At 52.8% G+C, this 24,683-nt stretch carries 20 protein-coding genes; 9 read left to right on the forward strand and 11 right to left on the reverse strand.

Going from position 1 to position 24,683, the window contains the following annotated elements:
* Positions 1 to 14 precede the first annotated feature (14 nt).
* The 7 genes from G006_RS0122820 to G006_RS0122850 all read right to left on the reverse strand — a co-directional run bounded on the left by G006_RS0122820 (position 15) and on the right by G006_RS0122850 (position 6,644).
* A complete protein-coding gene (locus tag G006_RS0122820) occupies positions 15 to 2,510 on the reverse strand; it encodes a TonB-dependent hemoglobin/transferrin/lactoferrin family receptor (RefSeq protein ID WP_235048902.1) in 2,496 nt (831 codons plus the stop codon).
* 296 nt (positions 2,511 to 2,806) lie between these two features.
* Positions 2,807 to 3,229, reverse strand: coding sequence for an ExbD/TolR family protein (locus G006_RS0122825; protein WP_020485548.1), 423 nt, complete (start codon positions 3,227 to 3,229; stop codon positions 2,807 to 2,809).
* Positions 3,229 to 3,966 carry a MotA/TolQ/ExbB proton channel family protein gene (locus G006_RS0122830; protein ID WP_020485549.1) on the reverse strand — a complete coding sequence of 246 codons (738 nt, stop codon included), beginning with the start codon at positions 3,964 to 3,966 and terminating at the stop codon, positions 3,229 to 3,231. The genes G006_RS0122825 and G006_RS0122830 overlap by 1 nt, the downstream gene beginning before the upstream one ends.
* Before the next feature lie 3 nt (positions 3,967 to 3,969).
* Complete coding sequence (locus tag G006_RS0122835; protein ID WP_020485550.1) at positions 3,970 to 4,755, reverse strand: energy transducer TonB; 786 nt, start codon at positions 4,753 to 4,755, stop codon at positions 3,970 to 3,972.
* Positions 4,756 to 4,837: 82 nt separating this feature from the next.
* Complete coding sequence (gene hemP, locus G006_RS0122840) at positions 4,838 to 5,029, reverse strand: hemin uptake protein HemP (RefSeq protein ID WP_020485551.1); 192 nt, start codon at positions 5,027 to 5,029, stop codon at positions 4,838 to 4,840.
* Between the two features lie 37 nt (positions 5,030 to 5,066).
* Positions 5,067 to 5,348 carry a hypothetical protein gene (locus G006_RS0122845; protein ID WP_033194429.1) on the reverse strand — a complete coding sequence of 94 codons (282 nt, stop codon included), beginning with the start codon at positions 5,346 to 5,348 and terminating at the stop codon, positions 5,067 to 5,069.
* A gap of 420 nt (positions 5,349 to 5,768) precedes the next feature.
* On the reverse strand, positions 5,769 to 6,644 hold the full coding sequence (locus G006_RS0122850) for a LysR substrate-binding domain-containing protein (protein WP_020485553.1): 876 nt from the start codon (positions 6,642 to 6,644) through the stop codon (positions 5,769 to 5,771).
* A gap of 282 nt (positions 6,645 to 6,926) precedes the next feature.
* Here G006_RS0122850 and katG point away from each other — a divergent pair, with 282 nt between their 5' ends.
* A complete protein-coding gene (katG, locus tag G006_RS0122855) occupies positions 6,927 to 9,149 on the forward strand; it encodes a catalase/peroxidase HPI (RefSeq protein WP_020485554.1) in 2,223 nt (740 codons plus the stop codon).
* A gap of 198 nt (positions 9,150 to 9,347) precedes the next feature.
* On the opposite strand, the gene G006_RS0122860 is transcribed toward katG, so the two are convergent.
* Together G006_RS0122860 and G006_RS0122865 are read right to left on the reverse strand one after the other, a co-directional pair.
* Positions 9,348 to 10,001, reverse strand: coding sequence for a DUF2076 domain-containing protein (locus G006_RS0122860; RefSeq protein WP_020485555.1), 654 nt, complete (start codon positions 9,999 to 10,001; stop codon positions 9,348 to 9,350).
* A gap of 414 nt (positions 10,002 to 10,415) precedes the next feature.
* Complete coding sequence (locus tag G006_RS0122865) at positions 10,416 to 10,937, reverse strand: hypothetical protein (RefSeq protein ID WP_152428998.1); 522 nt, start codon at positions 10,935 to 10,937, stop codon at positions 10,416 to 10,418.
* Positions 10,938 to 11,254: 317 nt separating this feature from the next.
* On the opposite strand from G006_RS0122865, the gene G006_RS27340 reads away from it, so the two are divergent.
* The 5 genes from G006_RS27340 (at position 11,255) to G006_RS28960 (ending at position 19,385) form a co-directional block, all read left to right on the forward strand.
* On the forward strand, positions 11,255 to 14,026 hold the full coding sequence (locus tag G006_RS27340) for a bifunctional diguanylate cyclase/phosphodiesterase (RefSeq protein ID WP_020485557.1): 2,772 nt from the start codon (positions 11,255 to 11,257) through the stop codon (positions 14,024 to 14,026).
* A 118-nt stretch (positions 14,027 to 14,144) separates the two neighbouring features.
* A complete protein-coding gene (locus G006_RS27345) occupies positions 14,145 to 14,777 on the forward strand; it encodes a biliverdin-producing heme oxygenase (protein WP_152428999.1) in 633 nt (210 codons plus the stop codon).
* Between the two features lie 24 nt (positions 14,778 to 14,801).
* The gene (locus G006_RS27350; protein ID WP_020485559.1) at positions 14,802 to 18,062 is read left to right on the forward strand and encodes a bifunctional diguanylate cyclase/phosphodiesterase; all 3,261 of its coding nucleotides are present in this window, start codon (positions 14,802 to 14,804) and stop codon (positions 18,060 to 18,062) included.
* A gap of 246 nt (positions 18,063 to 18,308) precedes the next feature.
* On the forward strand, positions 18,309 to 19,025 hold the full coding sequence (locus tag G006_RS0122885; protein WP_020485560.1) for a YebC/PmpR family DNA-binding transcriptional regulator: 717 nt from the start codon (positions 18,309 to 18,311) through the stop codon (positions 19,023 to 19,025).
* Between the two features lie 204 nt (positions 19,026 to 19,229).
* Complete coding sequence (locus G006_RS28960) at positions 19,230 to 19,385, forward strand: hypothetical protein (protein ID WP_020485561.1); 156 nt, start codon at positions 19,230 to 19,232, stop codon at positions 19,383 to 19,385.
* A 130-nt stretch (positions 19,386 to 19,515) separates the two neighbouring features.
* On the opposite strand, the gene G006_RS0122895 is transcribed toward G006_RS28960, so the two are convergent.
* Positions 19,516 to 21,297: a GspE/PulE family protein gene (locus tag G006_RS0122895; protein ID WP_020485562.1), complete on the reverse strand. Its 1,782-nt coding sequence runs from the start codon at positions 21,295 to 21,297 to the stop codon at positions 19,516 to 19,518.
* A 235-nt stretch (positions 21,298 to 21,532) separates the two neighbouring features.
* Here G006_RS0122895 and G006_RS0122900 point away from each other — a divergent pair, with 235 nt between their 5' ends.
* Positions 21,533 to 22,498 (forward strand): MlaA family lipoprotein, encoded by a 966-nt coding sequence (locus G006_RS0122900; protein ID WP_020485563.1) that lies wholly within the window; start codon positions 21,533 to 21,535, stop codon positions 22,496 to 22,498.
* A 171-nt stretch (positions 22,499 to 22,669) separates the two neighbouring features.
* Here G006_RS0122900 and G006_RS0122905 read toward each other — a convergent pair whose 3' ends face one another.
* The gene (locus G006_RS0122905; RefSeq protein WP_020485564.1) at positions 22,670 to 22,960 is read right to left on the reverse strand and encodes a hypothetical protein; all 291 of its coding nucleotides are present in this window, start codon (positions 22,958 to 22,960) and stop codon (positions 22,670 to 22,672) included.
* A gap of 319 nt (positions 22,961 to 23,279) precedes the next feature.
* Here G006_RS0122905 and G006_RS0122910 point away from each other — a divergent pair, with 319 nt between their 5' ends.
* Positions 23,280 to 23,669 (forward strand): hypothetical protein, encoded by a 390-nt coding sequence (locus tag G006_RS0122910; protein WP_020485565.1) that lies wholly within the window; start codon positions 23,280 to 23,282, stop codon positions 23,667 to 23,669.
* Between the two features lie 190 nt (positions 23,670 to 23,859).
* Positions 23,860 to 24,660 carry a flagellin N-terminal helical domain-containing protein gene (locus G006_RS0122915; protein ID WP_020485566.1) on the forward strand — a complete coding sequence of 267 codons (801 nt, stop codon included), beginning with the start codon at positions 23,860 to 23,862 and terminating at the stop codon, positions 24,658 to 24,660.
* The last annotated feature ends 23 nt before the right edge of the window (positions 24,661 to 24,683 follow it).

Genomic DNA, 24,683 nt, shown 5'->3' on the forward strand with positions numbered 1-24,683 from the left:
AAGATTTTTCTCCATCAAAAGGCCAGTTTTACGGTGACGCCGAGATTGCGACCGGGCCGAGAATAGCGGTCGGCCCAGTGCTCCGCGCCGGCAAAATTGCCCAGCGTGGTATGCGGGTCGCCGGCGCGGGTGTTGATGTCTTCCCAATCGATATATTTCTTGTCGAACAGGTTGAATACCCCGAAATTGAATGAGAGATGCTTGCTGGCGTTGTAGTAGGCATTGAAATCGATGACGCCGTAACCGCTGGGCAGAAATAGGGCGTCCGCCGGCGCGGTATTGGCTTGTTTGGCGCCGACCAAGGTCAGGTTCAATTCCGTGCCCCAGTCGCCGCTGGGTTGGTCGTAGCGTAGGCCGACGACGGCTTTCATCGGGCTAATTTGTCTGAGGGCCTCGTCGTCGTTGCGTTGGGTCTTTAGATTCATGCCTTCAGTAAAGGAACCGCTGAACAGCAGGCTGGCGCCGATTAGCGACGGATTTAGCCAGTCCAGATAAAACCGGCTTTTGATTTCGATACCCTGAATGCGGATCGGGTCGGCACTATTGATGTTTTGATAGGTGGTAAACCCCAACGGCGGACAGGCCGCGGTCGCCGGGTTACAAATCACCGCGTTGTAGATGAAGTGGTCGTAATCGTTACGAAAAAGGCTTATGTCGAAAGTCCCGGCAGCGCCATGACCGCGCAAACCCACTTCGGCGCCGACGCTGGTCTCCGGCTGGATATTGTAATTGGGCAGATTGGTGTATCCGCCGGTAATATTGGTAAAACCGAGATTGCTCTCGCTGAAGTTGGGACCGCGAAAGCCATGCGCATACTGGCCGTGCACCGTGAATATCTCGGTGAGATGCAGCAAGGCGCCGAATTTGGGTAGAAAGGCGCTGGCGTCGATAATGCTCGGTACTATTGGATCGGCGCCTTCCGCGACGGCTGCCGCGGACGCCTTGTCGAACAGATAGTCGGTTTTCGGCAACAAGCGGAAATATTCCCAGCGACCGCCGGGAATCAGCTCGATGTGCTTGTCGAACAGACTGACGGCGTCTTCAATATACGCGCCGGCCTTGGTCACCGTAGATAAGGGAAAATCCCGTACCGGAAACTCGTCCGGCGTCACGGTCTTGCTGATCCGGCCTTTGGGACAAATGCTATTCGGACGTCCGGTGCGCGGGTTAACCGAGCCGCTGACGCAAGTAAAGCTACCGTCGCGTTGTTGCGCTATGCTGTTTTTGCTGATTTGGCCGCCGTATTGCAGCGCATGCGTGGTATCGCCTAAATCAAAATTCTTCCCCAGTTTTAGTTCGCCGCCGAAGTCGTCGTTGGCATAATCGAAAATCCGCTCGGTGAGTGTGTTGCCGTCCACGTTGGCGGTGCGATCTTGCAGAGTGACTTGCCCGGTAGCGGATTTTTGCGTGTAAAACTTCCACAACACATCGTTGAACAGCGGCGTATCCAGATGCATTAGGGTGTGATCCAGCGTCAGCCGCCAACGCGATTGGGTATCGGTGGTGAGCATGCTGTTGACGTTGCGCAGGCTGATGTCGGCACCGCGCAGATACAAAGCGTCGATATCGGCTCGACTGTCCAGCCATTCGCCGGTCAGGCGCAACACGTTGTCGTCGTTAAAACGATACAGTAGTTTGGCTAGCAGGTTATAGCTGAGGTTTTCTTGCGGGCTGGGCGTGGTGCGGCGGCCGTCTGCGAAATCCGCCGTGCCCTTGTTGTCGGTCTCGTTACTTTGATTGTGGGTGAATAGCACCATGCTTTCCCAGCCGCCCAGCGCGCCGGCCACGGTGCCGGTTTGCACGAAACCGTTGTCCGAGGTGTTGTAATTCAGTTTCACGCCGGTGTAATAATCTTTACCGAATACGCTTAAATAATCGCGCGGGTCTTTGGTGACAAAGTTGACGGTGCCGCCCATGGCGTCGCCGCCGTAATACGCCGAGCCGGAGCCGCGCACGATTTCCAGGGCTTTTAAGGCGTCCATGTCCACCGCATTACGATTGGCGCTGGCAAACGAGCCGATGCGGAAGGCTTCCGGCAGGCGCACGCCGTCGATCTGCATCAACACCCGGTTGCCGCCTAGTCCGCGTATGGTAAAGCCGCTGGCCCCGAAACGTTGCGGGTCGTTACCGACGTTGACGCCGGGTTCGTAGCGAATCAGATCTTTGATGTTACGCACCATGCGTTGCTCCATGGTTGCGGCGTCTATGGTCGATTCGGTGCCGGCAACGGCTTTTGCCGACGGAGGGTCGATTTTGGCTTTTACCGTGACGGGGGCGAGTTCTACATCCGCGGTTTCATCGATATTGTCTAATGCAGCTTCGCCGGCCTTGGCGGTTATCGCGCTTAGCAGCAATAGGGCGCAGATTGTCTGGCCGGCAAGCGGACGGAAACGGCTGAATTTCGAAGCGTTAACAACGGGACGTCGACCGGTCTGGTCACGCCGCGCGCGAACACAGTAGTCTGCGCGGGGCATGGTCAAGCAAGGTCGAGCGCTTAAAGATAAAGGCATAGCGATTCCAACAGGCAGTGCAGTGTCAAATGCTGGCTGCCTGGCGCGAATGGCTAGGTGGCTGTTTTGTTTGGTTTTGTAATCGCGGCTGAAGTCGCGATTACGGGTGTGGCCCTTGAGTTTAACGGGCTATGTGCGGCCGGTTTCGGGGTGTCTGACGCTTAGGCATCCTACTTTGTTCGCCTTTACAATTCGGCAGTCCTTGCCTTGCCTAGGTCAGACACCCCGAAACCAGCCGTTATTTTTCTTTGTGTGACCTTGGCTTCCCTTTATAAGTGGGGAAGCCAGGGCTTGTTTTACTTTTTTTCCGGTTCGGAAACGAAACCGATTTTACTGACCCCGGCTTTGGCCGCATCCGCCAGCGTTTCGGCGACGAAGTGGTACGGTACGTTTTGATCGGCACGGATATGCAATTCCGGTTGCTGCGGCGATTGCGCGACTTCAGCCAGGCGTTGATTCAAAACGGTGCGGTCGATTGCTTCCTGATTCCAGAATAATTGGCCTTCGCCGTCCACCGATAACGCAACCGGATCGTCGCTGGGTTGCTGCGGCACGCTGCTGGCTTTGGGCAGATCGATTTTCACCGCATGCGTCATTAGCGGCGCGGTGATCATAAAAATCACCAGCAGCACCAGCATCACGTCGATTAACGGGATCATGTTGATTTCGGCGACGGTATGGCCGCCGCCCTTGTTTTGATCGAAGCCGCCGAATGCCATTAGTGTTCTCCGTTGGCAAAGGCCAGTTCGACGCCGGCAACGGCGGCTGGCGCGCTGGCGATGGTGGCGCCGGTGGTTAAAAAGGCAAACAGGTCGTGGGCAAAGCCGTCCAGCCGGGCCAGCAGCAAGCGGTTGCTGCGCACGCAATCGTTATAAGCCAGTACCGCCGGAATCGCGACCGCCAGACCTAAGCCGGTCATGATCAGCGCTTCGCCGACCGGACCGGCGATCTGATCGAGTCCACCTAAGCCACCTTGGCCGATGTTGACCAAGGCGTGATAGACACCCCAGACAGTGCCGAACAAACCAATAAAAGGCGCGGTGCTGGCGATGGAGGCCAGCGCGGTCAGGCCCCATTCCAGTTGCGCGGTTTCCTCGTCTATGACGCGGCGCATCGAGCGGGTCAGGAACTCGGCGGTCGAGCCCGCCTGTTGTAAGCCATGGCTGCCGTGGCGGGCGTGATGCTGAGAGGCGGCCATGGCGTGGCGGGTCAGGTTCGAAAATGGGTCTGCCTGGGCGCCGCCCGCCAGATGTCCGGCGACATCGGCGAGCGTGTCGCTGGCCCAGAATTTCTGTAAAAACAGTTCGGCGCGGCGCCGGACTTGGATGCCATTCCAGGCTTTGACCACGATGAAATACCAGCTGGAGACCGACATGATCAGCAGCAAGCTGAATAGGAAGGCGCCGACACTGTCGGTTTGCGCCAGGAAATGGTCGAGACTTTGATTGAGTGCCATGATTTATCCTTCGAGAGAGAATGAAACGGGAACCACGACCCAGGCGGAAACCACCTGTTCGCCGCGGCGAGCGGGGACGAAACGCCATTTTTGAACGGTTTCTTGGGCGGCTTGGTCGAGGCGTTCGTGGCCGCTGGATTTACGTAGCATGACTTGCTCGACTTGGCCGTCGGTGTTGACCAACACCCGGAGCAATACCTTGCCTTGTTCGCCGAGTTGCCGCGATGCGCTGGGGTAGGCCGGGGCCGGGTTGTTCAAGTAATCGGCGTTGAGATTGGGCAAGGTTATCGGCGCCGAGGCGGCCTCGCTGGTGCTGGCTGAACTGGGTGCCGGGGCAGGGGTAGCAGTAGTGGCGGCAGGTGCGGGTTCGGCACGCGGCGGCTCTGGTGTCGGCTCGGGTGCCGCGATGGCTGCCGGCGCATTGCTGGCGGTTGACAGCAGGTTTGGTTTTTTAACCGGTTTGGGCGGCGTTTTGGGTTTGCTGACGGCTTTTTCAACCGGCTGCTGAGGCTGCTGCACTGGGGGTTTGGCCGGTGATTGCTGAGTTTGCGTATTGCCGATCCACTGCACCATGATCGGTTGCGGTGGCGTGACAGGCTCTTGTTTTTCGCTGTTCGGCATCAGGCCGAACCAGGCTAAATGCAGGCCGAGGGCGATGACAAATCCCAGGCCGCGTTCGTTATATTCGGCTTTTGGAGTAACGGTTATCGATTTAGAAGGCCCTTCGTTGGCTACGAAGCGCATGGGGGCCAGGCAGGCAAGCTGGCGAAAACTGGCAGTCGGTAACATACAGGCCTCTCGATTAACTTATCTGAAAACGATTGGCTGGCTACCGTGAGGTTGGCTGGCTGGTGTTGTCGGGTCTAGCGGTTTATTTGGTCAAAATTAATTTGCCGTTACTAGTAATGCGCAGGCGATATTCGTCGCCTTGATGTTCGATCACAATTTCGTTTTGGGTGCCGAACAATAATCGGCTATTCAGCCGCTGCCTGCCTTGCAGTATTTCCGGCGGCGTTTCGGCGGTTGATGGGCCAAGTCGCACTGGGTTAGACGGGTTTTTCATAGGACTAAAAATGGTGACGAATAAATGCCAATCCCGCTCAATGCGCTGCTACCGGCTGCTGGTGAGCCGATTTGCGCTCTAACAGCAGATTGGTGACTGTTTGCCAGTGTTCCAGAAGTTGCAGGTACATATCGCGGCTGGAAGCACTATGTGCCAGTTCCGGGTGGCTTAGCAGGCGCCCCAGTTGCTGCACGATCAGATGTGCAAGCTTCGGGTTGTGATGGCCGTTGATGAATTGGGTCATTAACACACAGGTCGCGGCATGAATTTGCGCCACATCGCGGCTTTTCGGCGCGCCGATAGAGTTGTCTTCGAACATGATGACCTCGGGTTGCATAAGTTAGAAAATAAACTGCCGCACACTGGATAACTTAGGAGGCTGTGCAGGTGCGGCAATGACAGCACGAGAGATGACTGTCGGATACAAATGATAATGATTATCATCTTCTTGTCAAGCAAAAGTATTTTGCTGTTAGTGGTTTGGGGATTTTTAGGAAGCGGTTGGCAGGGCCGATGCTATTCGGAATGCGATAGAAATGCTTTGTGTGCGGTAAGTCAGCTGAAAATAGGGCTATGCCCATAGCAGCGCAAGTCGCCACCGTACGTCCGGCTGATAGCGTGGATTCCGCCGGCCCTATTTATCACGGGTATGCCGTTCGGGCTGTGCTCCTCGAAAGTCCAAGCTGGTGTGCCCTTCGACAAGGCGAACGGTATTTAAGGGCCGGGTTAATATTTAGATTTAGGGTAGTGGTATATAAGCCAGCAGTCCGGCCAGCGTTTCCAGTAGTTCGCCACGGGGATGATTCTTGATCCAGACCAGCGCGATTTGCCGGCTGGGCCGTTGGCGGATGTTGATATAACGAATGTCCGGATCATCAGGCTGCACGGCGACCGAAGGCATCAGCGTCACGCCGACGCCGTTTTTGACCATGAAACGCAAGGTTTCCAGGCTGGATGCCCGAAAGTCGTGTTCCACGAAGCGGGACGGATGACACAACTTTAGCGCCTGATCGCGTAAACAATGTCCCTCATCCAGCAACAGCAGATTTTCTTTGGCCACTGTGTTCAGGTCAATTTCTTCCTGCTCGGCAAGTGGATGGTCGGCGCACACCGCCAGGGTGAAAGGGTCTTCGAATAGGGTTCGAGATTCCAAATTCGCCTGTTCGACGGGTAAAGCCAGCAAGGCCGCATCCAGCTTTTTGTCGAGCAGTAAGGCGACGAGAGCGTTGGTTTTTTCCTCGACCAGTTGGATTTTCAGATCAGGGTAATGCTGCTTGATGCAAAAAACGTATTCCGGCAACACGTAACTTGCCAGCGATGGAAACGCTCCCAAGGACAGCATGTTGCGATGCCGATCACTGGCGTGTGCGGCGATTTGGCGAATGGAGCGAGCATCGTCAAGTATGCGGCGGGCGATCGGTAAAATTTCCCGGCAAATTTCGGTGGTTTCCACCGCATTTTTTTCGCGCAGGAACAAATCCACGCCCAAATAATCCTCGAGTTTCTTAATCTGCGTGCTCAACGTAGGCTGACTAATCGAACAATGCTCAGCCGCTTGACTGAAATTTTTCAACTCCGCTACTGCCACTAGATAGCTTAAATCTCGCAAGTTCATCGACTATATATCCGCTGTTGAGTTAAGTGTTCCGAAAGCGCACCCGGCTGGAATCATATCAGCTCGGAAGCGCTTATTATTGACTTGGCCTATCGGTCTATCGAAGAAATCAATTTCAGTTTGCGGGTAATCTCCCGTTGAATATGTCCACCGAACCCTTTTATTGGAGGGATATGGTGCCGATGCAACTAAATGCCGCTACAGTTAATCCCAAGCGGTGTTTAAACAGAAAAACAACGGCGGATTTTTATCTTAAATCACAACAAGGAACAGAGGTGCACCATGACAACCAAACAAATTTTCCTGGCTTCCACATTGGCGGTAGCCATATCTACGGCGTTGGCCGCTACACCGGTGCCGGCCCTGCCGGAACCGACCATGAACAGCTTCTGGTGGCCGGAGCAACTGAATCTGCAACCGTTACGCCAGAACGCCGCCGAATCCAACCCCTTGGGCAAAGCCTTCAATTATGCCGAGCAATTCAAAACCCTGGACTTGAAAGCCGTGAAAGCAGACATCGCCAGCGTGCTGCATACCTCCCAACCTTGGTGGCCGGCAGATTATGGTAACTACGGGCCGTTTTTCATTCGCATGGCTTGGCACAGTGCCGGGGTCTATCGCATCTTCGACGGTCGCGGCGGTGCGTCCGGCGGTCAGCAACGTTTTGAGCCGCTAAACAGCTGGCCGGACAACGTCAATTTGGACAAAGCCCGCCGCCTGTTGTGGCCGGTCAAACAAAAGTACGGCGCCAAACTATCCTGGGCTGACCTGATGGTGCTGGCGGGTAATGTTGCCCTGGAAGATATGGGCTTCAAAACCCTGGGTTTTGCCGGTGGCCGCGCCGATGATTGGGAGGCCGAAGTGGTCAATTGGGGCACGGAAAAGAAATTTCTGGCCGACGAACGCCACGACGGCAAAGGTGAGTTGGCTAAACCGCTGGCTGCTGTGCAAATGGGCTTGATTTACGTCAATCCGGAAGGGCCGGGAGGTAATCCCGATCCCTTGGCCGCTGCCAAGCATATCCGCGAAGCGTTCGGCCGGATGGCGATGAACGACGAGGAAACCGTGGCGCTGATCGCCGGCGGCCATACCTTCGGCAAGGCGCACGGTGCCCATAAACCTGACGATTGCGTCGGCAAAGAGCCGGCCGCTGCCGGCATTGAAGAGCAAGGCTTAGGCTGGGCGAATAAATGCGGTGCCGGCAACGGCGTCGATACCGTCAGTAGCGGTCTGGAAGGCGCCTGGTCGACCAACCCCACTCGCTGGACCCACGACTATCTGACCTGGCTATACACCTTCGACTGGCAACAAACCAAGAGCCCGGCCGGTGCCACGCAGTGGATACCCAAGGACGGCAAAGGCGACAACTTTGTACCGGACGCGCACGATCAGACGAAACGCCACCCGCCGATCATGTTTACTACCGATATTGCCTTGAAGATGGACCCGGATTATCAAAAAATTTCCAAGCGCTTTTTGGATAATCCCAAGGAGTTCGAAATCGCGTTCGCCAAGGCCTGGTTCAAACTGACTCATCGCGATATGGGGCCCAAAGCTCGCTATGTCGGTGCCGAAGTGCCGGCCGAGGATTTCATTTGGCAGGATCCGATTCCGAAAGCTGATCATAAGCTGATCGACAGCAAGGATGTTGCCAAATTGAAGTCTACTATCCTGGCCTCGGATTTGACGATTCCCGAGTTGGTGAAAACGGCCTGGGCGTCCGCAGTGACCTTCCGCGGTACCGACATGCGCGGCGGGGCCAACGGCGCGCGGATTCGGTTAGCACCGCAGAAAGATTGGGAGGTCAATGATCCCGCCGAACTGGCCAAAGTGCTGGCAAAACTGGAAGCCGTCCAAACCGAATTCAACCGCTCCTTAAAAGGCGGCAAAAAAGTGTCGCTGGCCGATGTGATCGTGCTGGGCGGTTCGGCAGCCGTGGAGGAGGCGGCCAAAAAAGCCGGTTACAAGGTGCAAGTGCCGTTCAAACCGGGGCGGATGGATGCGGCGCAAGAGCAAACCGATGTCAATTCCGTCGCGGTGCTGGAGCCTAAAGCCGACGGTTTCCGAAATTACTTTGGCAAAGACAATGCGCATTCGCCTGCCGAAATGCTGGTCGAACGCGCTAATTTTCTGACCTTGAGCGTGCCGGAGATGACGGTGCTGGTGGGCGGCATGCGGGCCTTGGATACTAACGCCGGCCATGCCAAACACGGGGTGTTCACCAGTCGTCCGGGTACACTCAGCAACGACTTCTTCGTTAATTTGCTCGATATGTCCACGAAATGGAGCAAGTCAGCTACCGAAGGCATTTATGAAGGACGGGACCGGACCAGCGATCAAGTTAAATGGACCGCCACACCCGTGGATTTGATTTTCGGCTCCCACTCTGAGTTACGGGCGGTGGCGGAAGTCTATGCCTCGGCAGATGGCAAGGAAAAATTCGTGCAGGATTTTGCGAATGCCTGGGCTAAAGTGATGGAATTGGATCGATTTGATAAACGCTGAGCTTGGCATGCAAGGCACCAAATTTGGCCGAGATTGGGTCAAGTCGGGTGCCTTGCGCAAAAAGACCTTTCATCGTCAACTTAACAGACTAGCGTCAACCCCTGTCGCTTGTGCCAAGTGTCACCATAGTCCGTCATAGAGAAAAAGTAAAAAAAGGGCAATCCAAAGATTGCCCTGTGAGGGAGAACTCAAGGTGAATCAAATCCAGTCGGAGTCGTCGCTTTCGTCCGGCACGCTATAGTCTGCGTCGCTAAGCGAAAAATCGTCACTATTATCCAAGTTGGCTTGCTGGATGGCGTCGTCGCCGTAATAGTTATTGACCACGGTTTGTTCCTGAACGCCGCTGTGCTCGCCCAGTGCTTGCTGGCCCAAGGCGTTGGAACCGTGATGCCCCATCAGACTTTCGATGCCCTGGAATAAAAACGAACCGGCTACGACACCGGCTGCTGTGGTCGCGACATTGCCCAGAAAACTGCCGCCAGCGCCACCACCACCGAAAAAGCCTGGCGATTGCGCGGGAGCAGCAGCTCTCGGCACTTGATAATTGCCGACACCGGGCACCGCACCGCTATTGTTAGTGGGTTGCGCCCAAGGATCGTTGCCCAGAAACCCGCTACGTTGTGAGCCTGTACCGGCTTGCAATTGATTTTGCAACTCGGCGATTTGTGCTTTAGCCGCAGTCAAAGCTTGATCCTGCAACAAGGCGCGTTGGACCAGCAGATAAGCGGCATCGGGTTGTTTGGCAACCGCATCTTTAATCAACGCTTCGGCCTCGGCATCTTTTTGCGTGAGCTTTACTTCGTTCAGTTGATTCAGAAACTGGCTGAGCTGGTTGCGTTCCTGTGAATTCATTCAATAACTCCTATCGTGAAGATATAACCCGGCTAACTGCCGGCATGGGCAAAGACTTTAAAATGGCTGCAAAGTTTCGTTAACAGTTGGGTGAAGCTACAGAAGTTTCAATAGCCGGATCGAAATAATTACCCGTGATTCAGCTTCGAGTTGTCTATGCGGTGTGGATTTCGGCATTCCTCATGTGCCGAAGAAGGTATGCCGACCTGACGATTTTGAGGATATACGAGGTACTCAGTAGAAGCAGCTTGCTAATCAGGTAATTTATTGGGTTTACTGCTCTTTCGGTATTCTTGGGGTTACTCGCAATTGTTAGTCAAAATTACCCGAGGGTTTCCCGCTGTAATGGTCGCCGATTGGCTTGGCTTAGGGGGAAAATAACCAAGCCAACAGGCTACCGTATGGCCGGATCGATTATTTTACCAGGGTGCCGGTGCTCGCCGGTCCGGGAATAGACATCTCGCCCGGGTTTTGCGGGTCGTAATAAATGTCAACGTAAGGTCCGGTAATTGCCGGCTTTACAATAGCTCTCAGCCCAGCGTTTTCACAATCCGGGTTATCTGTAAATGTCGCGGCGACTTCCGCCGCGCAAGCGTCGGGTTGCATCGGAATCGCAGGAAGATTCAGATTAACCGCACAGCCTTGGTCCGGGCCTGCTACTACTTGATTGTTATCCCAACGCAATACATCCCAGCTAACCGCTAAGGATACGTCCGGTTCAGGGGTGCCTTTGCAAGCCGTCGTCAGTGGGCAGCGCACTGAGACGGGATGCTCTCCAGATGAAAAGTGTATGCCGCACGCAATCACTTGCGAGCGTGGCGGCACTTTGGAACCCAGCCCCAACGGGCCAGCCTGACTGAGCGGGCTAACGAGACAAGCTAAAAAGCCCAATTTCGCACAGTGTTGCAAAATCTTAGAGCTAGTTGTTGTGGTCATGATCGACTCCCGATTAATGTTTAAGGGATTTATTTCACCCGTTCCTAACTGGATATAACGATTTTCAAGGCCCGGGCGACTAAGCCATGTTTCAAGCACTGTCACGTTCCTACTGTAGGAGGGTCGGTTAGCAGAATCAGTGAGCTAGTAAACTCCGAGGATGTTAAAAGTTTCATTGATTTGGCGCTTTCTAGCCTTGGCTATTGGCTAAAAGATCGGCATCGTATATCCCGGCGCGCGGCGGTCGAAATAAAAAAATTCTTATATCTGGCCGGATTAGGGTAAGAAGCAATCCGCTTACGTTCTCGGAAAAACGTATGCGAAAAACAGCATTGCCTGTTAATCCGGTTAGCGTACAATCCAGAGTGCTTATCGATAGTCGTTTCAAACCCACTTCAATCGTTAGTCAGCAGCCGGCCGCTAAATCATACGTGAGCAGTAACCCGAACAAACAAGCAGCAATTCAAGCGGCACAGCTGCGGCAACTGTTTGCGGCAAGCAATGTGTCATTGATTAGCAGTACGCTATTGGCGGCGATTCTGGCCTATATGCAGCGCGACATGATTGCGGCCCCCGTGGTGCTCAGTTGGTTGACGCTAATTGTGTTGGTGGCGGTTTCCCGCACTTTGCTGGTCAAGGCTTATCGATCCGCCGCGCCGGAAGTCGGGGAAAGCACTCGGTTCTGGATGAAAAGATTTCGGATTGGGGTGCTGGCCGTGGGCTTGGTGTGGGGAGCGGCCGGTTTTCTGATGTTTCCGGCCAACAACTCGCAACATCAACTATTCCTGGTTTTTATGCTGGCGGGTTTGTCGGCCGGCGGCGTGGTGGCATTTTCCGCCGATCTGCTCAGCGCGGTGCTATTTTCTTTGAGCTCGCTGCTGCCCATCATTGTTCGCTTGTTCATGTCAGGCAATGGATTGTTTGTGGCGATGAGCGTGGCAGGGTCTTTATACCTGTGCTTCATGGTGATCAGCTTGCGTCGTATCAATCGAAGTATCACCGAGAATATTGTGCTGCATCTGGATGCCGCGGAAAGAGAGGAGGCCATGCGTATCAGTGAGCAGCGCTATCGCTTGTTGCTGAAACACTCGCCCATCGGTATTTTTCATTACGACACCGATCTGATCGTTACTTACTGTAACGAACCTTTCGCCGCTATTTTGCAGAATACCGTCGATAACATTGTCGGATTGGATATTAAGGGGTTTAAAGACGGTTCAATACTCGCCGCCTTGCATCAGGCATTGAACGGTGAAAAGGTGAGTTATGAAGGCGAATTCCGGCCGGCGCTGGATGCCGCCGGCATAGTGATAGACATGATCTGCGCGCCGTCGCGAGACGGTGCCGGCAAAATTGTTGGCGGCATTGCGATTATTCGGGACATCAGCGAGCGTAAGCAGGCGGAAGAAATGCTGCGTATCAGCGCCATCGCCTTCGAATCGCAGGCGGCGATGATCGTCACCTCCCCGGACGGAGTGATCCTGCGGGTGAATAGGGCCTTTATCGCGTTGACCGGCTACAGCTCGGAAGAAGTGCTGGGCCAAACGCCGCAAATGCTCAACTCCGGGCGCCACGACAAGGGCTTCTTTGCGGCTATGTGGACTGTATTGCAGGAGACCGGCCATTGGCAAGGCGAAATCTGGAATCGCCGCAAAAACGGCTTGATCGTCGCCGAATGGCTGACGATAGCAGCCGTAGTCGCACCTGATGGCCGCATTACCCATTATGTCGGTACATTTTCGGATATTACCGAGAACAAGGAGGCGGTGGCGGAAATCCACCGTTTGGCTTATTACGATCCTTTAACCCATTTGCCTAACCGGCGTTTACTGCAAGATCGTTTGGGCCAGGAGTTGGTTGCCGGCGCCCGCAACGGCTTATATGGTGCGATTCTGTTCTTGGATCTGGATAATTTCAAGACGCTTAACGACACGCGCGGGCATGATGCCGGTGACCAGTTATTGGTCGAAGTGGCGCGGCGTTTACGTACTAGCGTGCGCGAATGCGACATCGTCGGACGCCTGGGTGGCGATGAGTTTTTGGTGTTGCTGGCGGATTTGAGCGCCGATGTCGAGCTTGCCGCGATGCAAACCAAGCAAGTCGGCGAAAAATTGTTGGACGCGTTGGCTCATCCTTACGATTTAAACGGCTATGAGTTCCATTGTTCGGCCAGTATCGGCATTCGCTTGTACCGCGATCATGAGGGTGCGGAAGAATTACTCCGGCACGCCGATCTTGCCATGTATCAAGCCAAAATTGCCGGGCGCAATACCGTGCGCTTCTTCGATCCGAGCATGCAGGCGTTGGCCACGGCTCGCGCCGATTTGGAAAAAGATTTGCGCCTTGCTCTGGCTCATAATCAGTTCAAGCTGTATTTTCAACCGCAGATGTATCGAAACCATCAAGTGGTGGGCGCCGAGGCGCTGTTGCGTTGGCAGCATCCGCAACGCGGATTGGTATCGCCGTTGGAGTTTATTTCCCTGGCGGAAAAAACCAGTTTGATTCTGCCGATTGGCCAGTGCGTGCTGGAAGCCGCCTGCACGCAACTGAAGCAGTGGGAGGAACATGCCTATTCGCAGCAGTTTCGGTTAGCCGTCAATGTCAGTGCGCGCCAGTTTAGATCGGCGGATTTTGTCGAGCAGGTGCGGCGGGCGCTGGATAACAATGGCGTTAACCCGGACTTGCTGGAACTAGAACTGACTGAAAGTCTGGTACTGGAGAATATCAACGACACTATCCTGAAGATGCACGCACTCAGAGAGATAGGGGTGCGCTTTTCGTTGGACGACTTCGGTACCGGATACTCGTCGTTTTCCTATCTGACTCAGTTGCCGTTCGACCAGTTAAAAATTGACCGCTCCTTTGTGCATAACATCGGTGTCAAGACCAGCGATGCGGTGATCGTGCAAACCATCATCGGCATGGCCCATAACTTGGGGATAGAGGTGATTGCCGAAGGGGTCGAAACCGATGCGCAACGTTTGTTTCTGGAACAGCACGGCTGCCACGCCTGTCAGGGATTTTTGTTCAGCAAGCCGGTGCCGATAGACGAGTTTATGGCCTGGAGCCGGCGTTTGCCCAAGTGTTAACCCAGCCTGTCAATGTAGCCGCTCCGGCTATCAGGCATGCACCTGGCCTTCAGCGGAATTGTTGGTATATTTCTATTTCTTGCCGTTTTTTACTAAATTGGATTTGCCGGGGCTCCGAATGAAATCGTCTGATACAGATCCGTACAGTTTCCGGCAGGCAGTCCGCGAGGCGTTGAAGGGCGCAAGCAATGACTATCATAACCGCTTAAATCAACACAGTTTGCTGGTTGGAATAACCCGGACAGGCTATTCGCTGGATAAATACCGAAAACTGTTATCCGCTTACTACCATCTCTATCAGGCTTTGGAAGATCGGTTAATTGCCTTTCAGTCTTCTCAACACTGTCAATTCGACTATTCTCAACGTGTCAAGCTGCCCTGGATTTGCCGCGACCTGGATTTTTTGGGAGTAGACCCGCTTGCAGCGGGATATGGCATAGCGCAAAACGCACTGGCGCCGCAGGTAGCCAGCATGGGTGAATATACCGGGGTTTTATACGTGATCGAGGGGTCGATGTTGGGCGGACAGCTTATTTCGCGTAGCCTAGAGGCATACCATGGGTTGAGCGGCGAAGCCGGTGCTTGCTTTTACCGCGGCTATGGTCAGGACACCGGGCTTATGTGGCAAGATTTTCTGCGGTTTGCGGAAAACCTTGCCGGTGACGATCACCAGCGTTTGGCAGCCGAGCACGCGGCCTGCCAAACGTTTCAATTTTTTATTCAGGTGTTGGATGACTATGCCTATTCGTAAGTCACATGTTCTGCGCCTTGTCTAATGGGTGATATTGATCAGCAGGCGTTGCAACAGGCCCTGGAAAAGTGCGCGGCAGAGCCCATTCACCAGATCGGGCAGATTCAGCCGCACGGCGTCTTACTGGTTCTGAGTGCGGATCATCCTTACCTGGTATTACAGGCCAGCGCCAACTTTAGCGAATTTTTCAGCGAATTGACCGGCGATGTTTGCGGCAAACCGCTTCAGGAACTGGTCGGCGAAAAAACTGCCGGGCAAATCGAGCAAATGTTTCAATCGGCGCAGTGTAAGAATACTGCCGCCGGGAAACTCAGCATACCCCAACACCGCGGCCCTCTTGATCTACAAGCCCATGCTTATGTCAGTGACGGGCTATATGTGCTGGAACTCGTGCCTGATCTCGATGCCGACCAAGAAGGCAGACTGTCCGAATTGCTGATGCAGATGCAGGAATCATTGCTGCGATACGACGCGAATAGCGATTTCTCACGCTATTTCGATGATGTCGCGCTGTTGGTGCGGCGGATGAGCGGCTACGATAGCGTGATGATCTATCGGTTTGACTCCCATTGGAACGGTCAAGTGATCAGCCAAAATAGCGTGGACCATGCACCGTCCTATCTGGGGTTGCACTTTCCGGCCAGCGATATTCCGGCCCAAGCACGGCGGCTTTATACGTGTAATCTGGTGCGCTTGGTTGCCGATATTGATGCCGAGCCTGTGCCCATTTTACCTGGCGTCAATCCCGTTACCGAAAGGCCCTTGGATATGAGTTACTCGGCGTTGCGCTGTCTGTCGCCGATACATATCCAGTATTTGCGCAATATCGGTGTGCAGGGTTCGATGGTGATTTCCTTGCTGCAAAACGGCCGATTGTGGGGGTTGATAGCTTGTCATCACTTCACGGTAAAACGCGTGTCGATTGCCCAACGTGAGGCCGTGACGTTTATAAGCCGGATGGTGTCGTCGAAATTGTCGTCGATTGAGGCACTAGAGCAGTACAACTGCGTTGCCAGCGCCAATCATGTGATCGGTGAGTTGCTGAATTATATTTTTACCGATCAAGAGCAGATGGTCCTCAAAAGATTACTACCGCAATTGATGTCGTTGCTGGATGCTAACGGCATAGTAGCTGTGGTGGAAGGTAAGCGGCATGTTTACGGGGAGATGCTGAAGCCTGGGGACCTAAGGGCGTTATTACTCTGGCTGGGCAAACAAGCCAGCGGCCAGATATTTAGTTCTGATCATCTTGCCAATGATTTTGTCCCTGCCGAAAAATACCAGCATATCGCCTCGGGGATATTAACCACTCCGCTGCCCGGCGATATGCGCAATGTCATCGTGTGGTTCAGGCAGGAAAAGCCGCGCACTGTCAATTGGGCGGGCAAGGCTGAGAAAGGCTTGGTGATGGATCAGAACGGAAACTATCAACTTACCCCGCGCCAGTCATTCGAAATGTGGACGGAATTGTGGCGCGGTCGCAGCGAACCTTGGTCGCATGTACAAATCGACATTGCCCGGATGTTGGCGATGACCTTGCCCGAGGGCTTGGCGCAAAAAAGTCGGTTGGAGCAGGCGCTGAGGAAACAACAGTTATTGGACGCGGAGCTGCGGATTGCCGCTACCGCTTTTGAGTCGCAGGAAGGCATCGTAGTCTTGGATGAGAATCGCTTGATATTACGGGTAAACCAGGCGTTTACCCGCATTACCGGTTACCTCAGCGAGGAAGTAGTAGGCAAGAATCCGCGGGTACTGGAATTGGATTTGCAGGGCGTAGGCTATTACGCGGAAATGTGGGAAAGGGTCGATAATTCAGGGGTCTGGGAAGGCGAGATTTGTAGTAAACGCAAGGACGGTAAGGTGTTTCCCATTCATTTGGCCATCAGCACGGTGAAGGATCAGGAGGGTTGTGTCAAAAATTATGTGGCCACGTTTGTTGATATTACCTCCATTAAAGCGGCTGCCGAGGAAATCGAGCGCTTGGCGTTTTACGATCCGCTGACCGGTTTGCCCAATCGCCGCCTACTGCAAGATCGCTTGAAACGAGCCCTGATTGCCAGTGCACGTAGTGGACGGGAGGGCGCCATACTGTTTATCGATCTGGATAATTTCAAAACTCTGAATGACACCCTTGGGCATGACATGGGAGATTTGTTGTTGCAATTGGTGGCGCAACGTTTGGTGGCTTGCGTACGCGAAGGCGATACTGTGTCTCGATTGGGTGGGGACGAGTTTGTCGTGATGTTGACCGATCTGAGTGACGAAGTGCTTGATGCCGGTGCACAGACCGAAATTATAGCCAATAAAATCCTCAGTGCCTTGACGCAAACCTACCGGCTTGCCGACCACGAATATCGCAATTCACCCAGTATCGGCGCGGTGTTATTCAACGACCACGAATCGGACATGGAAAGTTTGCTGAAACAAGCCGATATTGCCATGTACCAGGCAAAAAAAGCCGGGCGGAATACCATACGTTTCTTCGACCCGGCAATGCAGGCCAGTATCAATGCGCGGGTCAAACTGGAGGCGGACTTACACTGCGCTTTAGCGAATAAGCAATTCCAACTGTATTATCAGCCGCAAGTCTCACAGGGTTTGGATATTATCGGTGCTGAAGTCTTAATCCGTTTTCAACACCCCGAACGCGGCTTGGTTTCACCGGCGGAGTTTATACCCTTGGCCGAGGATATCGGTTTGATAGTGCCGATAGGGCGTTGGGTACTGGAAACCGTTTGCCGCCAGCTTAAGAGTTGGGAAAGCCGCGCGCATACCCAGCATTTGCAACTGGCTGCGAATGTCAGTGCCCGGCAGTTTAGGCAATCTGATTTCGTCGACGTGGTGCGGCAAATCATTCGAGAGAGCGATATCAATCCCAATCGGTTGAAGTTGGAGTTAACTGAAAGTCTGGTGCTGGACGACATTGATGAGACCATCCGCAAAATGCATGCGCTACGGGAAATTGGCGTAGGTTTTTCAATGGACGATTTCGGTACCGGGAATTCCTCGCTATCCAATCTCAGAAAACTGCCTATCGATCAATTGAAGATTGATCAAAGCTTTGTGCGGGATATTTCTGTTGATCCGGACGATACGGTGATTGTGCAAACGATTATCGCCATGGCGAATAATCTGGGTCTGGACGTCATAGCCGAAGGGGTGGAAACCGAAGAACAACGTCGGTTTCTGGAAAACCATGGCTGCCATACATTTCAAGGCTATCTCTACAGTAAACCTTTGCCGTTAGATGGTTTTGAGCGCTTATTAGCCTTAAGGGAACATTGAACGAGCTGATTCCGCTCACAGCGCTACAAACTCGCCGAACGGAATTACCGACTACCGGCCCCATATGTTCGCCGAAGGGTCTGATTCGAGCCTCCTAACGCGGGCTGCACTTGTTTTATTCTGAGGTGAGTCCAATCATCATGGGCGGCATCTGACCTGGTATATACCGGTCAAAAAATTCCCACGGCAAATACTTATCTGTAGAATCGCGGTTTTTTGCCAAGCGATCCGGGGAGCAAAAGTCGAATGGGTAGAGCGTATCAAAACCGTAAAGTGTCCATGGCCAAAACGGCTGATGCCAAGGCCAAGGTTTACAGCAAATATGGCCGGGAAATCTATATGGCCGCCAAATCCGGCGGTATCGATCCATCCGGCAATTTGACCTTGCGGGGGTTGATCGATAGAGCCAAAAAAGACCAGGTGCCTACCCATGTTATTGAAAAAGCCATCGATAAAGCGAAGGGCGGCGGCGGGGAAGATTTCGCGCCCGCCCGCTACGAAGGCTTTGGACCTGGCGGTTGCATGGTGATAGTCGATTGCTTGACCGACAATCCTAATCGCACCTTTGGCGATGTGCGCCTGTGTTTTACCAAAACCAAATGCAAGATCGGCACCCAGGGTGCGGTCAGTCATATGTTCGATCATGCGGCCATCTTGGCTTTTAAATATGGCGACGAAGATGCGGTACTGGAAGCGCTACTGAGCGCGGATGTGGATGTGTCCGACATCGAAAACGAAGACGGCAAGTTGACCGTGTTTACACCCCACGCCGACTACGCCAAAGCGAAGCAAGCCTTGACGGATTTGTTGGGCGAGATCGATTTTGAAGTGGATGAAATTCAATTTATGCCCAGAAGCGTTACCCCTATCGGTGGCGACGATGTGGCGATGTTCGAAAAGTTTTTGGATATGTTGAACGATCTGGACGACGTGCAAAACGTTTTTCATGATGCCGAGTATTAAGAGCAAAACCGCTCAGTAACTTGGGATATTAAATTCAGGAACCTTAGCGTTCCTGAGCTATTAAAACGCGTTGCCATTGCTTGTTTTAGCGTAATAACGCGGCTATTGTTTCCTTTTGTAAAACAAATAATGCTTATTCAATGGTATTGTTAATAAATTAGATCTATCTTATAGTGTAAGCGTGTTTATTACGGAGTAGAAAAAATGAATGACTTACAAAAAGATATCTTGAACGGTTTGGCCTTTATCACCGGCGTGATCGGTTTTATGTCAGGCGAATTTATTCTTTCATCGGCATTATTTGCTTCAACGACTGTCGCCAGCAATATCAGCGTAAATCGGAAGAAAAACCGCGATTAAGCGAGCTTGCAATAGGGTTTTACAGGGAAACAACGCATCGGCTGAGGCCGGGTGTTTTCCCGAACCTGCTGTACCTTATTTGGCTTTGTCCTATCTGAGCGATCAATAACTTTGCATGTGATCGACGGGTTTAAAAATCTATCCGCTCCGGTGCCACCCGTAAAACTTCCTCGATGGTGGTAATGCCGGCGGCAACTTTTTCCGCACCACTTAGCCTTAAAGGGCGCATGCCTTCTCTGATTGCTTGGCGTTGCAGCAAAAGTGTGTCGCAGCCTTCCACGATCAGTTTTTGCAGAGTCGGGTGGTTTTCGAAAATTTCGTAGATACCGATACGGCCGGCAAAGCCGGTATTACGGCAGCTCTTGCAACCAACAGCCTTATAAATGTGCTTAGGGGTAGCGACTTTAAAAGGCGCGACCAATGCCTGCCACTGCGCTTGGTCTAAGGTTGTCGCGGTTTTGCATTGCCCGCACAACACCCTTATCAAGCGTTGCGCCATTACCCCCAAAATGGTTTGTTGAATCAGATAGCCCGGCAGGCCAAGATTTAACAAACGCGTCACCGCAGCCGGCGCGCTATTGGTGTGGAGGGTGGAAATCACTAAATGTCCGGTCAGCGAGGCTTGCACCGCCATTTCCGCCGTCTCCAGGTCGCGAATCTCGCCCACCATAATAATGTCCGGATCTTGCCGCAGTAGGGTGCGAATACCGCTGGCGAAGTCCAAACCGATATTGGCCTGAGTCTGCATTTGATTGAAAGCCGGTTCGATTTGCTCGATCGGGTCTTCCACGGTGCACAGATTGATTTCCGATGTGGCCAGGCGCTTTAGCGTGGAATACAAGGTGGTGGTTTTACCGGAACCGGTCGGGCCGGTCACGAGAATAATGCCGTGGGTCTGTTCGGTCATCCGGTTCCAAATCGCCAGCTCCTGTTTATTGAAGCCCAACTGCTCGTAATCGCGCAGCAACACTTCCGGGTCGAAAATCCGCATTACCAATTTTTCGCCAAAGGCCGTTGGCATGGTCGAGAGTCGCAACTCGATTTCCTTGCCGTTGCTATTCTGAGTTTTGATCCGGCCGTCCTGCGGTAGGCGCTTTTCGGCAATATTCATCCTGCCCAGTATCTTCAAGCGACTAAGTACTGCATTCATAATCGGCATCGGGAGTTGATAAACCTTGTGCAGAATACCGTCTATCCTGAACCGCACATTGCCTTGTTGACGGCGTGGCTCGATATGAATATCGCTGGCACGCTGGTCGAAGGCATATTGCAGCAACCAGTTGACCAGATTGACCACATGCTGATTGTTCGCATCCAGATCGGCGCTTTTACTCAGTTCGACCAATTGTTCGAAGTTTTGGCCTTCTGCGGCGCGGCCATCGTTATGGGTTTGCGCGCCTTTCAGCGATTTGGAAAAGTTATAAAACTCATCCAGATAGCGCTTGATTTCGTCCGGATTGGCAAACACGCAGCGAATTTTGCCGTGGTGCATCTTCGCCAAGTCGAGTTGCCAGGCACGGATGAAGGGTTCGGCGGTGGCTACCACGATTTCATCGGCGTCGATCTTGATCGGCAGAATATTGTAATTGCCGGCGTAAGCTTTACTGAACAAGGCAGTGACCGTAGGTACGTCGATTTTTAGCGGGTCGAAATAGTAGTAAGGCATAGCCAGTTTTTTCGCCAGCCATTGGGTCAAGTCTTCCTGAGTCAACGGGGTGCCGAGCTGGCTTTGGTCGGCGAGTTCGCACTCCGCCAACACTTTTAACGGATGCTTGTTGAGATTGATTTTGGCGACCGCGTACTGCCGGCATTTTTCGACATCCTTGGTGGACAACATGCCGTCCTCTTCCAGCCACTTCACGATCTGGTTGATGTCCAGCTTTCTGTCTTCGGATTTGTGTTCTTCCCGCATGCGCCTGGTTTGCTATGATATATAGGTTTAGTCTAGCCAAATATGCCGGACGCTGTGTAGATTTGAAGCTTGGTGGTGGAATTTTTATGCAGAGCATGGAACACTGCGAAAAAAGCATTGTGAGACGATGACAAAGGCTATAATAGCGAATCGATTCTTTAATTCCGGGGTAGCTTAAGCCTTAACCCTATAATTAAAGCTTCCAGAAACAATATACTTTCAGGATTTTTAAGCGATGTTTACCCAATTGCATCCAGGCAAGAACCGTGCACTTTTGATCGAAGTGTGTTTATTGACCAGTGCACTGCTGCTGCCCGGATGCGCGAGTACCGAAAAGCGTGACGAGCTTTCGGTTTATGAGGCAGGCCACGCCGATCCGTACGAGGGATTTAACCGGTCTATGTACGGGTTTAACATGACACTGGACAAATATTTTTTTAAGCCTGTTTCCGATGGTTATAAATTTATTACGCCCGATTTCATGGAAACCGGTGTTAATAATTTCTTCACCAACTTGAAGGGTATTAACGTAGTGTTGAACGATGTCCTTCAGGGTAAATTCCAACAGAGCGCTTCGGACGCGGGACGCTTTTTAACCAATACCACCATTGGCGTGGGTGGCTTAATAGACGTCGCCAGCGAAGTCGGTTTAAAAAACAACGTTGAAGATTTTGGGCAAACTTTGGCTGTCTGGGGAGTCGGGCAGGGAGCGTATTTGGTGTTGCCGGTTTTTGGGCCCACCACTATTCGCGATGGCGGCGCGGGCATCCTCGATAGAGCTGCCAACCCAGGTACCTACGTGCCGGGCACCGGTATTCTCGAGGGGATAAATGATCGTGCAAATGCCGAAGGGGCATTGAACTTTATCAACGAGGCCGCGTTAGATCCCTATGTGTTCACCCGGGAATCCTTCCTGCAATACCGGCGTAATTTGGTGAATGACGGTAAAAACGAAAGTGCGAACTATGATCTGGATATTGATCCCACCGCTGACGTTGCGGCTGAATCTAAGCCCAAAAGCTCTGAAGCTCTCAAGCCATCGCTAGACACCACCAACAAGATTGAACAGAGTGTGTCACCATCCGTTCAGCCTGCTGTCGGCATTACTGCTGATACCGATGCCTTTAACAACATGTTGCAATCGTTTGAGGAAGCCTCAAACAAGCTGGATCAACTAAGTAAACACAGACGTAGAAAATGAGGTAAAGCCCTGGTTGAGGCCCTCTATGCGGCCCTCTCCAGGTAAACCCCTTTTGACTGTTTCTTAACGTATTAGGGAGGGCATTTTTTCCTCAACGGCGTATGCAACAAAGCCGCACGGGTGTAATCAGCAGTTTGTTGTTTCCGCGAATTTGACTTTTTATACCTCGGTTTAATCCGATGGTGCGGAATTATCGGATACAGATTGCTTTGCGGTTTGCCGCTTTTTCCTGACGGCATAGAAGTAGGTCATGCCGGAAATGGTGCCGCATACCGTGGCTAATTTATCCAGAATAGGCGCGACGGTTACTATCAAAGGTTCATCGACCAGCCCCAACCACACGCCAAAAGCGGTTAGTCCGGTCGGCGTGGCTATCGTCGCCGCGACAGCGGATAGGCCGGCGATGATACCGGTCGCCATGGCGATATGTTCCACCCTAGCGGCAATGGCTTCGTGATTCATGTGGATTGCGGGCGTATTATCGTGGACTAGTCGCAACCGGGTTTTCCCGGCAGCTAAGCAGAAAAATCGCCTGTATTTTAGTCATTTTCGAGGTGCTTGTCAGTGGGTGTGGGTAGCGAATGCTGGTGTAGATTATCTGCAATCGTTGGCGTTATCGGACTGAGGTTTCCTTGCTGTGCTGAGTGCTTTCAAGATTCGAAATTGGTGGTTGACATTCTTTTAAATCTGGAGTAATACGGTGTTCTATGGGAGTGAAACCCGCATGTTCATTCCGAAACCTGCCGCTGGCCTGCGGTGTATTGAGGGAGTTTAGATCGCTATGTCTTCCCTAACTGTTTCCAGTGTTAATCAATCCGGCTTTCAACAGTTGAGCGCGCTGACGGCCAAGAGAAATGCGGATCAGGCCGAGCAAATGGCGCAAGCGTTGCGAAAGCAGGCGGATGCCGTTCAAGCGCAGGCCGACCAATACGCAGCCAAAGCGCAGGATCTCGATTCTCAAGCCAGTAAGGCTAAGTCGAACTCCGACGCTGCACACTTGAGATTGAATCTGTCCAACGCTTTTCAAGAAGCGGGCACCCAGTTAACTAACACCATTCAGAACGCCGAGGTAAGACCGTCTACCTATTCGCAAACAGTGGTGGGTATAACGACAAGTTCTGCGGCTGATGACAATAAAGCCGTGGGGAGCACTATAGACATTGTTGCTTAGCCTGATTACCGTTTAGGCAGATAAGCAGTAGAGTTATTAACCCGGCCCTATTGATGACCGGTATGCCGTTCGGGCTGAGCTCGTCGAAGCCCAGTCTGGTGAGCCCAGGCCCAGTAGCTTCAGGGGCATTAAGGCAAACGGTATCTAAGAGCCGAGTCAATAGTCAAAAAATAGTAAGCGAGGTGACATCATGTTGTCGTCAATCAACACCACCACCAACCTGGATAAATCCCAAAGTCTGATCCAAACCAGCATCCAGCGCCTTAGCTCCGCGAAGCGGATCAATTCGGCCGCCGACAACCCGGCTGGGTTGGCAATTGCCGACGCGATAAGCAGTCGCTTGGGAGGCCAAAATCAAGCAATCGGCAATATCAACAGCGGTCTGTCGTTGACGGAAACCGCCGGTAGCGCCTTAACTCAGGTAACCGACAATCTGCAACGCATCCGCGAGTTGACGGTGCAAGCCGGTAACAGCTCTTTGTCGGCCTCTGATCGGCGAAGTATTCAGGACGAGATCAATGGATTGGGCAAAAGCATCGATGGGATTGCCGGCAACACCCAGTTCAACGACCAAAAGCTATTGGACGGCAGTTTCTCCGGCCAATTGCAAATCGGCCCCAATGCAGACGATACGCTTAGCTTAAGCTTGGGGAATGCGTCCAGCGCCGCCTTGGGTGTTTCGGGATTGGATGTATCCAGCGCTACGAATGCGGCCAATGCGCTGGATACGATAGACAGCGCGATTAACAACGTCGGGAATGAGCAGAGTAACTTGGCCAGCACTGCTGCGGGCTTGAATTCGAACCTAGCCAATCTGAACAGCAGCTATCAGAATCTAGCCGAAACGCGCAGCCGTATTCAAGATACCGACTACGCGCAAACGGCTGCGGACTTGAACAAGGGTAAAGTGCAAAACCAGGTGGCTAACTATGCGCTCAAGCTATATCAAGACAATCAAAAAGCGGCATCCGCACTGTTAACTGGAATTTAAATAAAGCTAGATCCTCATCAGTT

It is taken from the genome of Methylomonas sp. MK1 (assembly GCF_000365425.1).
GTDB lineage: Bacteria > Pseudomonadota > Gammaproteobacteria > Methylococcales > Methylomonadaceae > Methylomonas.

Excerpts from the sequence above, each read along its gene's own strand:
- G006_RS0122835 (WP_020485550.1), bottom strand. The coding sequence starts at position 4,755 with ATGTTACCGACTGCCAGTTTTCGCCAGCTTGCCTGCCTGGCCCCCATG.
- G006_RS0122850 (WP_020485553.1), bottom strand. The coding sequence starts at position 6,644 with ATGAACTTGCGAGATTTAAGCTATCTAGTGGCAGTAGCGGAGTTGAAA.
- G006_RS0122845 (WP_033194429.1), bottom strand. The coding sequence starts at position 5,348 with ATGTTCGAAGACAACTCTATCGGCGCGCCGAAAAGCCGCGATGTGGCG.
- G006_RS27345 (WP_152428999.1), top strand. The coding sequence starts at position 14,145 with ATGAAATCGTCTGATACAGATCCGTACAGTTTCCGGCAGGCAGTCCGC.
- G006_RS0122895 (WP_020485562.1), bottom strand. The coding sequence starts at position 21,297 with ATGCGGGAAGAACACAAATCCGAAGACAGAAAGCTGGACATCAACCAG.
- G006_RS0122820 (WP_235048902.1), bottom strand. The coding sequence starts at position 2,510 with ATGCCTTTATCTTTAAGCGCTCGACCTTGCTTGACCATGCCCCGCGCA.
- hemP (WP_020485551.1), bottom strand. The coding sequence starts at position 5,029 with ATGAAAAACCCGTCTAACCCAGTGCGACTTGGCCCATCAACCGCCGAA.
- katG (WP_020485554.1), top strand. The coding sequence starts at position 6,927 with ATGACAACCAAACAAATTTTCCTGGCTTCCACATTGGCGGTAGCCATA.
- G006_RS0122860 (WP_020485555.1), bottom strand. The coding sequence starts at position 10,001 with ATGAATTCACAGGAACGCAACCAGCTCAGCCAGTTTCTGAATCAACTG.
- G006_RS27350 (WP_020485559.1), top strand. The coding sequence starts at position 14,802 with ATGGGTGATATTGATCAGCAGGCGTTGCAACAGGCCCTGGAAAAGTGC.
- G006_RS0122885 (WP_020485560.1), top strand. The coding sequence starts at position 18,309 with ATGGGTAGAGCGTATCAAAACCGTAAAGTGTCCATGGCCAAAACGGCT.
- G006_RS0122915 (WP_020485566.1), top strand. The coding sequence starts at position 23,860 with ATGTTGTCGTCAATCAACACCACCACCAACCTGGATAAATCCCAAAGT.
- G006_RS0122825 (WP_020485548.1), bottom strand. The coding sequence starts at position 3,229 with ATGGCATTCGGCGGCTTCGATCAAAACAAGGGCGGCGGCCATACCGTC.
- G006_RS27340 (WP_020485557.1), top strand. The coding sequence starts at position 11,255 with ATGCGAAAAACAGCATTGCCTGTTAATCCGGTTAGCGTACAATCCAGA.
- G006_RS0122865 (WP_152428998.1), bottom strand. The coding sequence starts at position 10,937 with ATGACCACAACAACTAGCTCTAAGATTTTGCAACACTGTGCGAAATTG.
- G006_RS28960 (WP_020485561.1), top strand. The coding sequence starts at position 19,230 with ATGAATGACTTACAAAAAGATATCTTGAACGGTTTGGCCTTTATCACC.
- G006_RS0122830 (WP_020485549.1), bottom strand. The coding sequence starts at position 3,966 with ATGGCACTCAATCAAAGTCTCGACCATTTCCTGGCGCAAACCGACAGT.
- G006_RS0122910 (WP_020485565.1), top strand. The coding sequence starts at position 23,280 with ATGTCTTCCCTAACTGTTTCCAGTGTTAATCAATCCGGCTTTCAACAG.
- G006_RS0122900 (WP_020485563.1), top strand. The coding sequence starts at position 21,533 with ATGTTTACCCAATTGCATCCAGGCAAGAACCGTGCACTTTTGATCGAA.
- G006_RS0122905 (WP_020485564.1), bottom strand. The coding sequence starts at position 22,960 with ATGAATCACGAAGCCATTGCCGCTAGGGTGGAACATATCGCCATGGCG.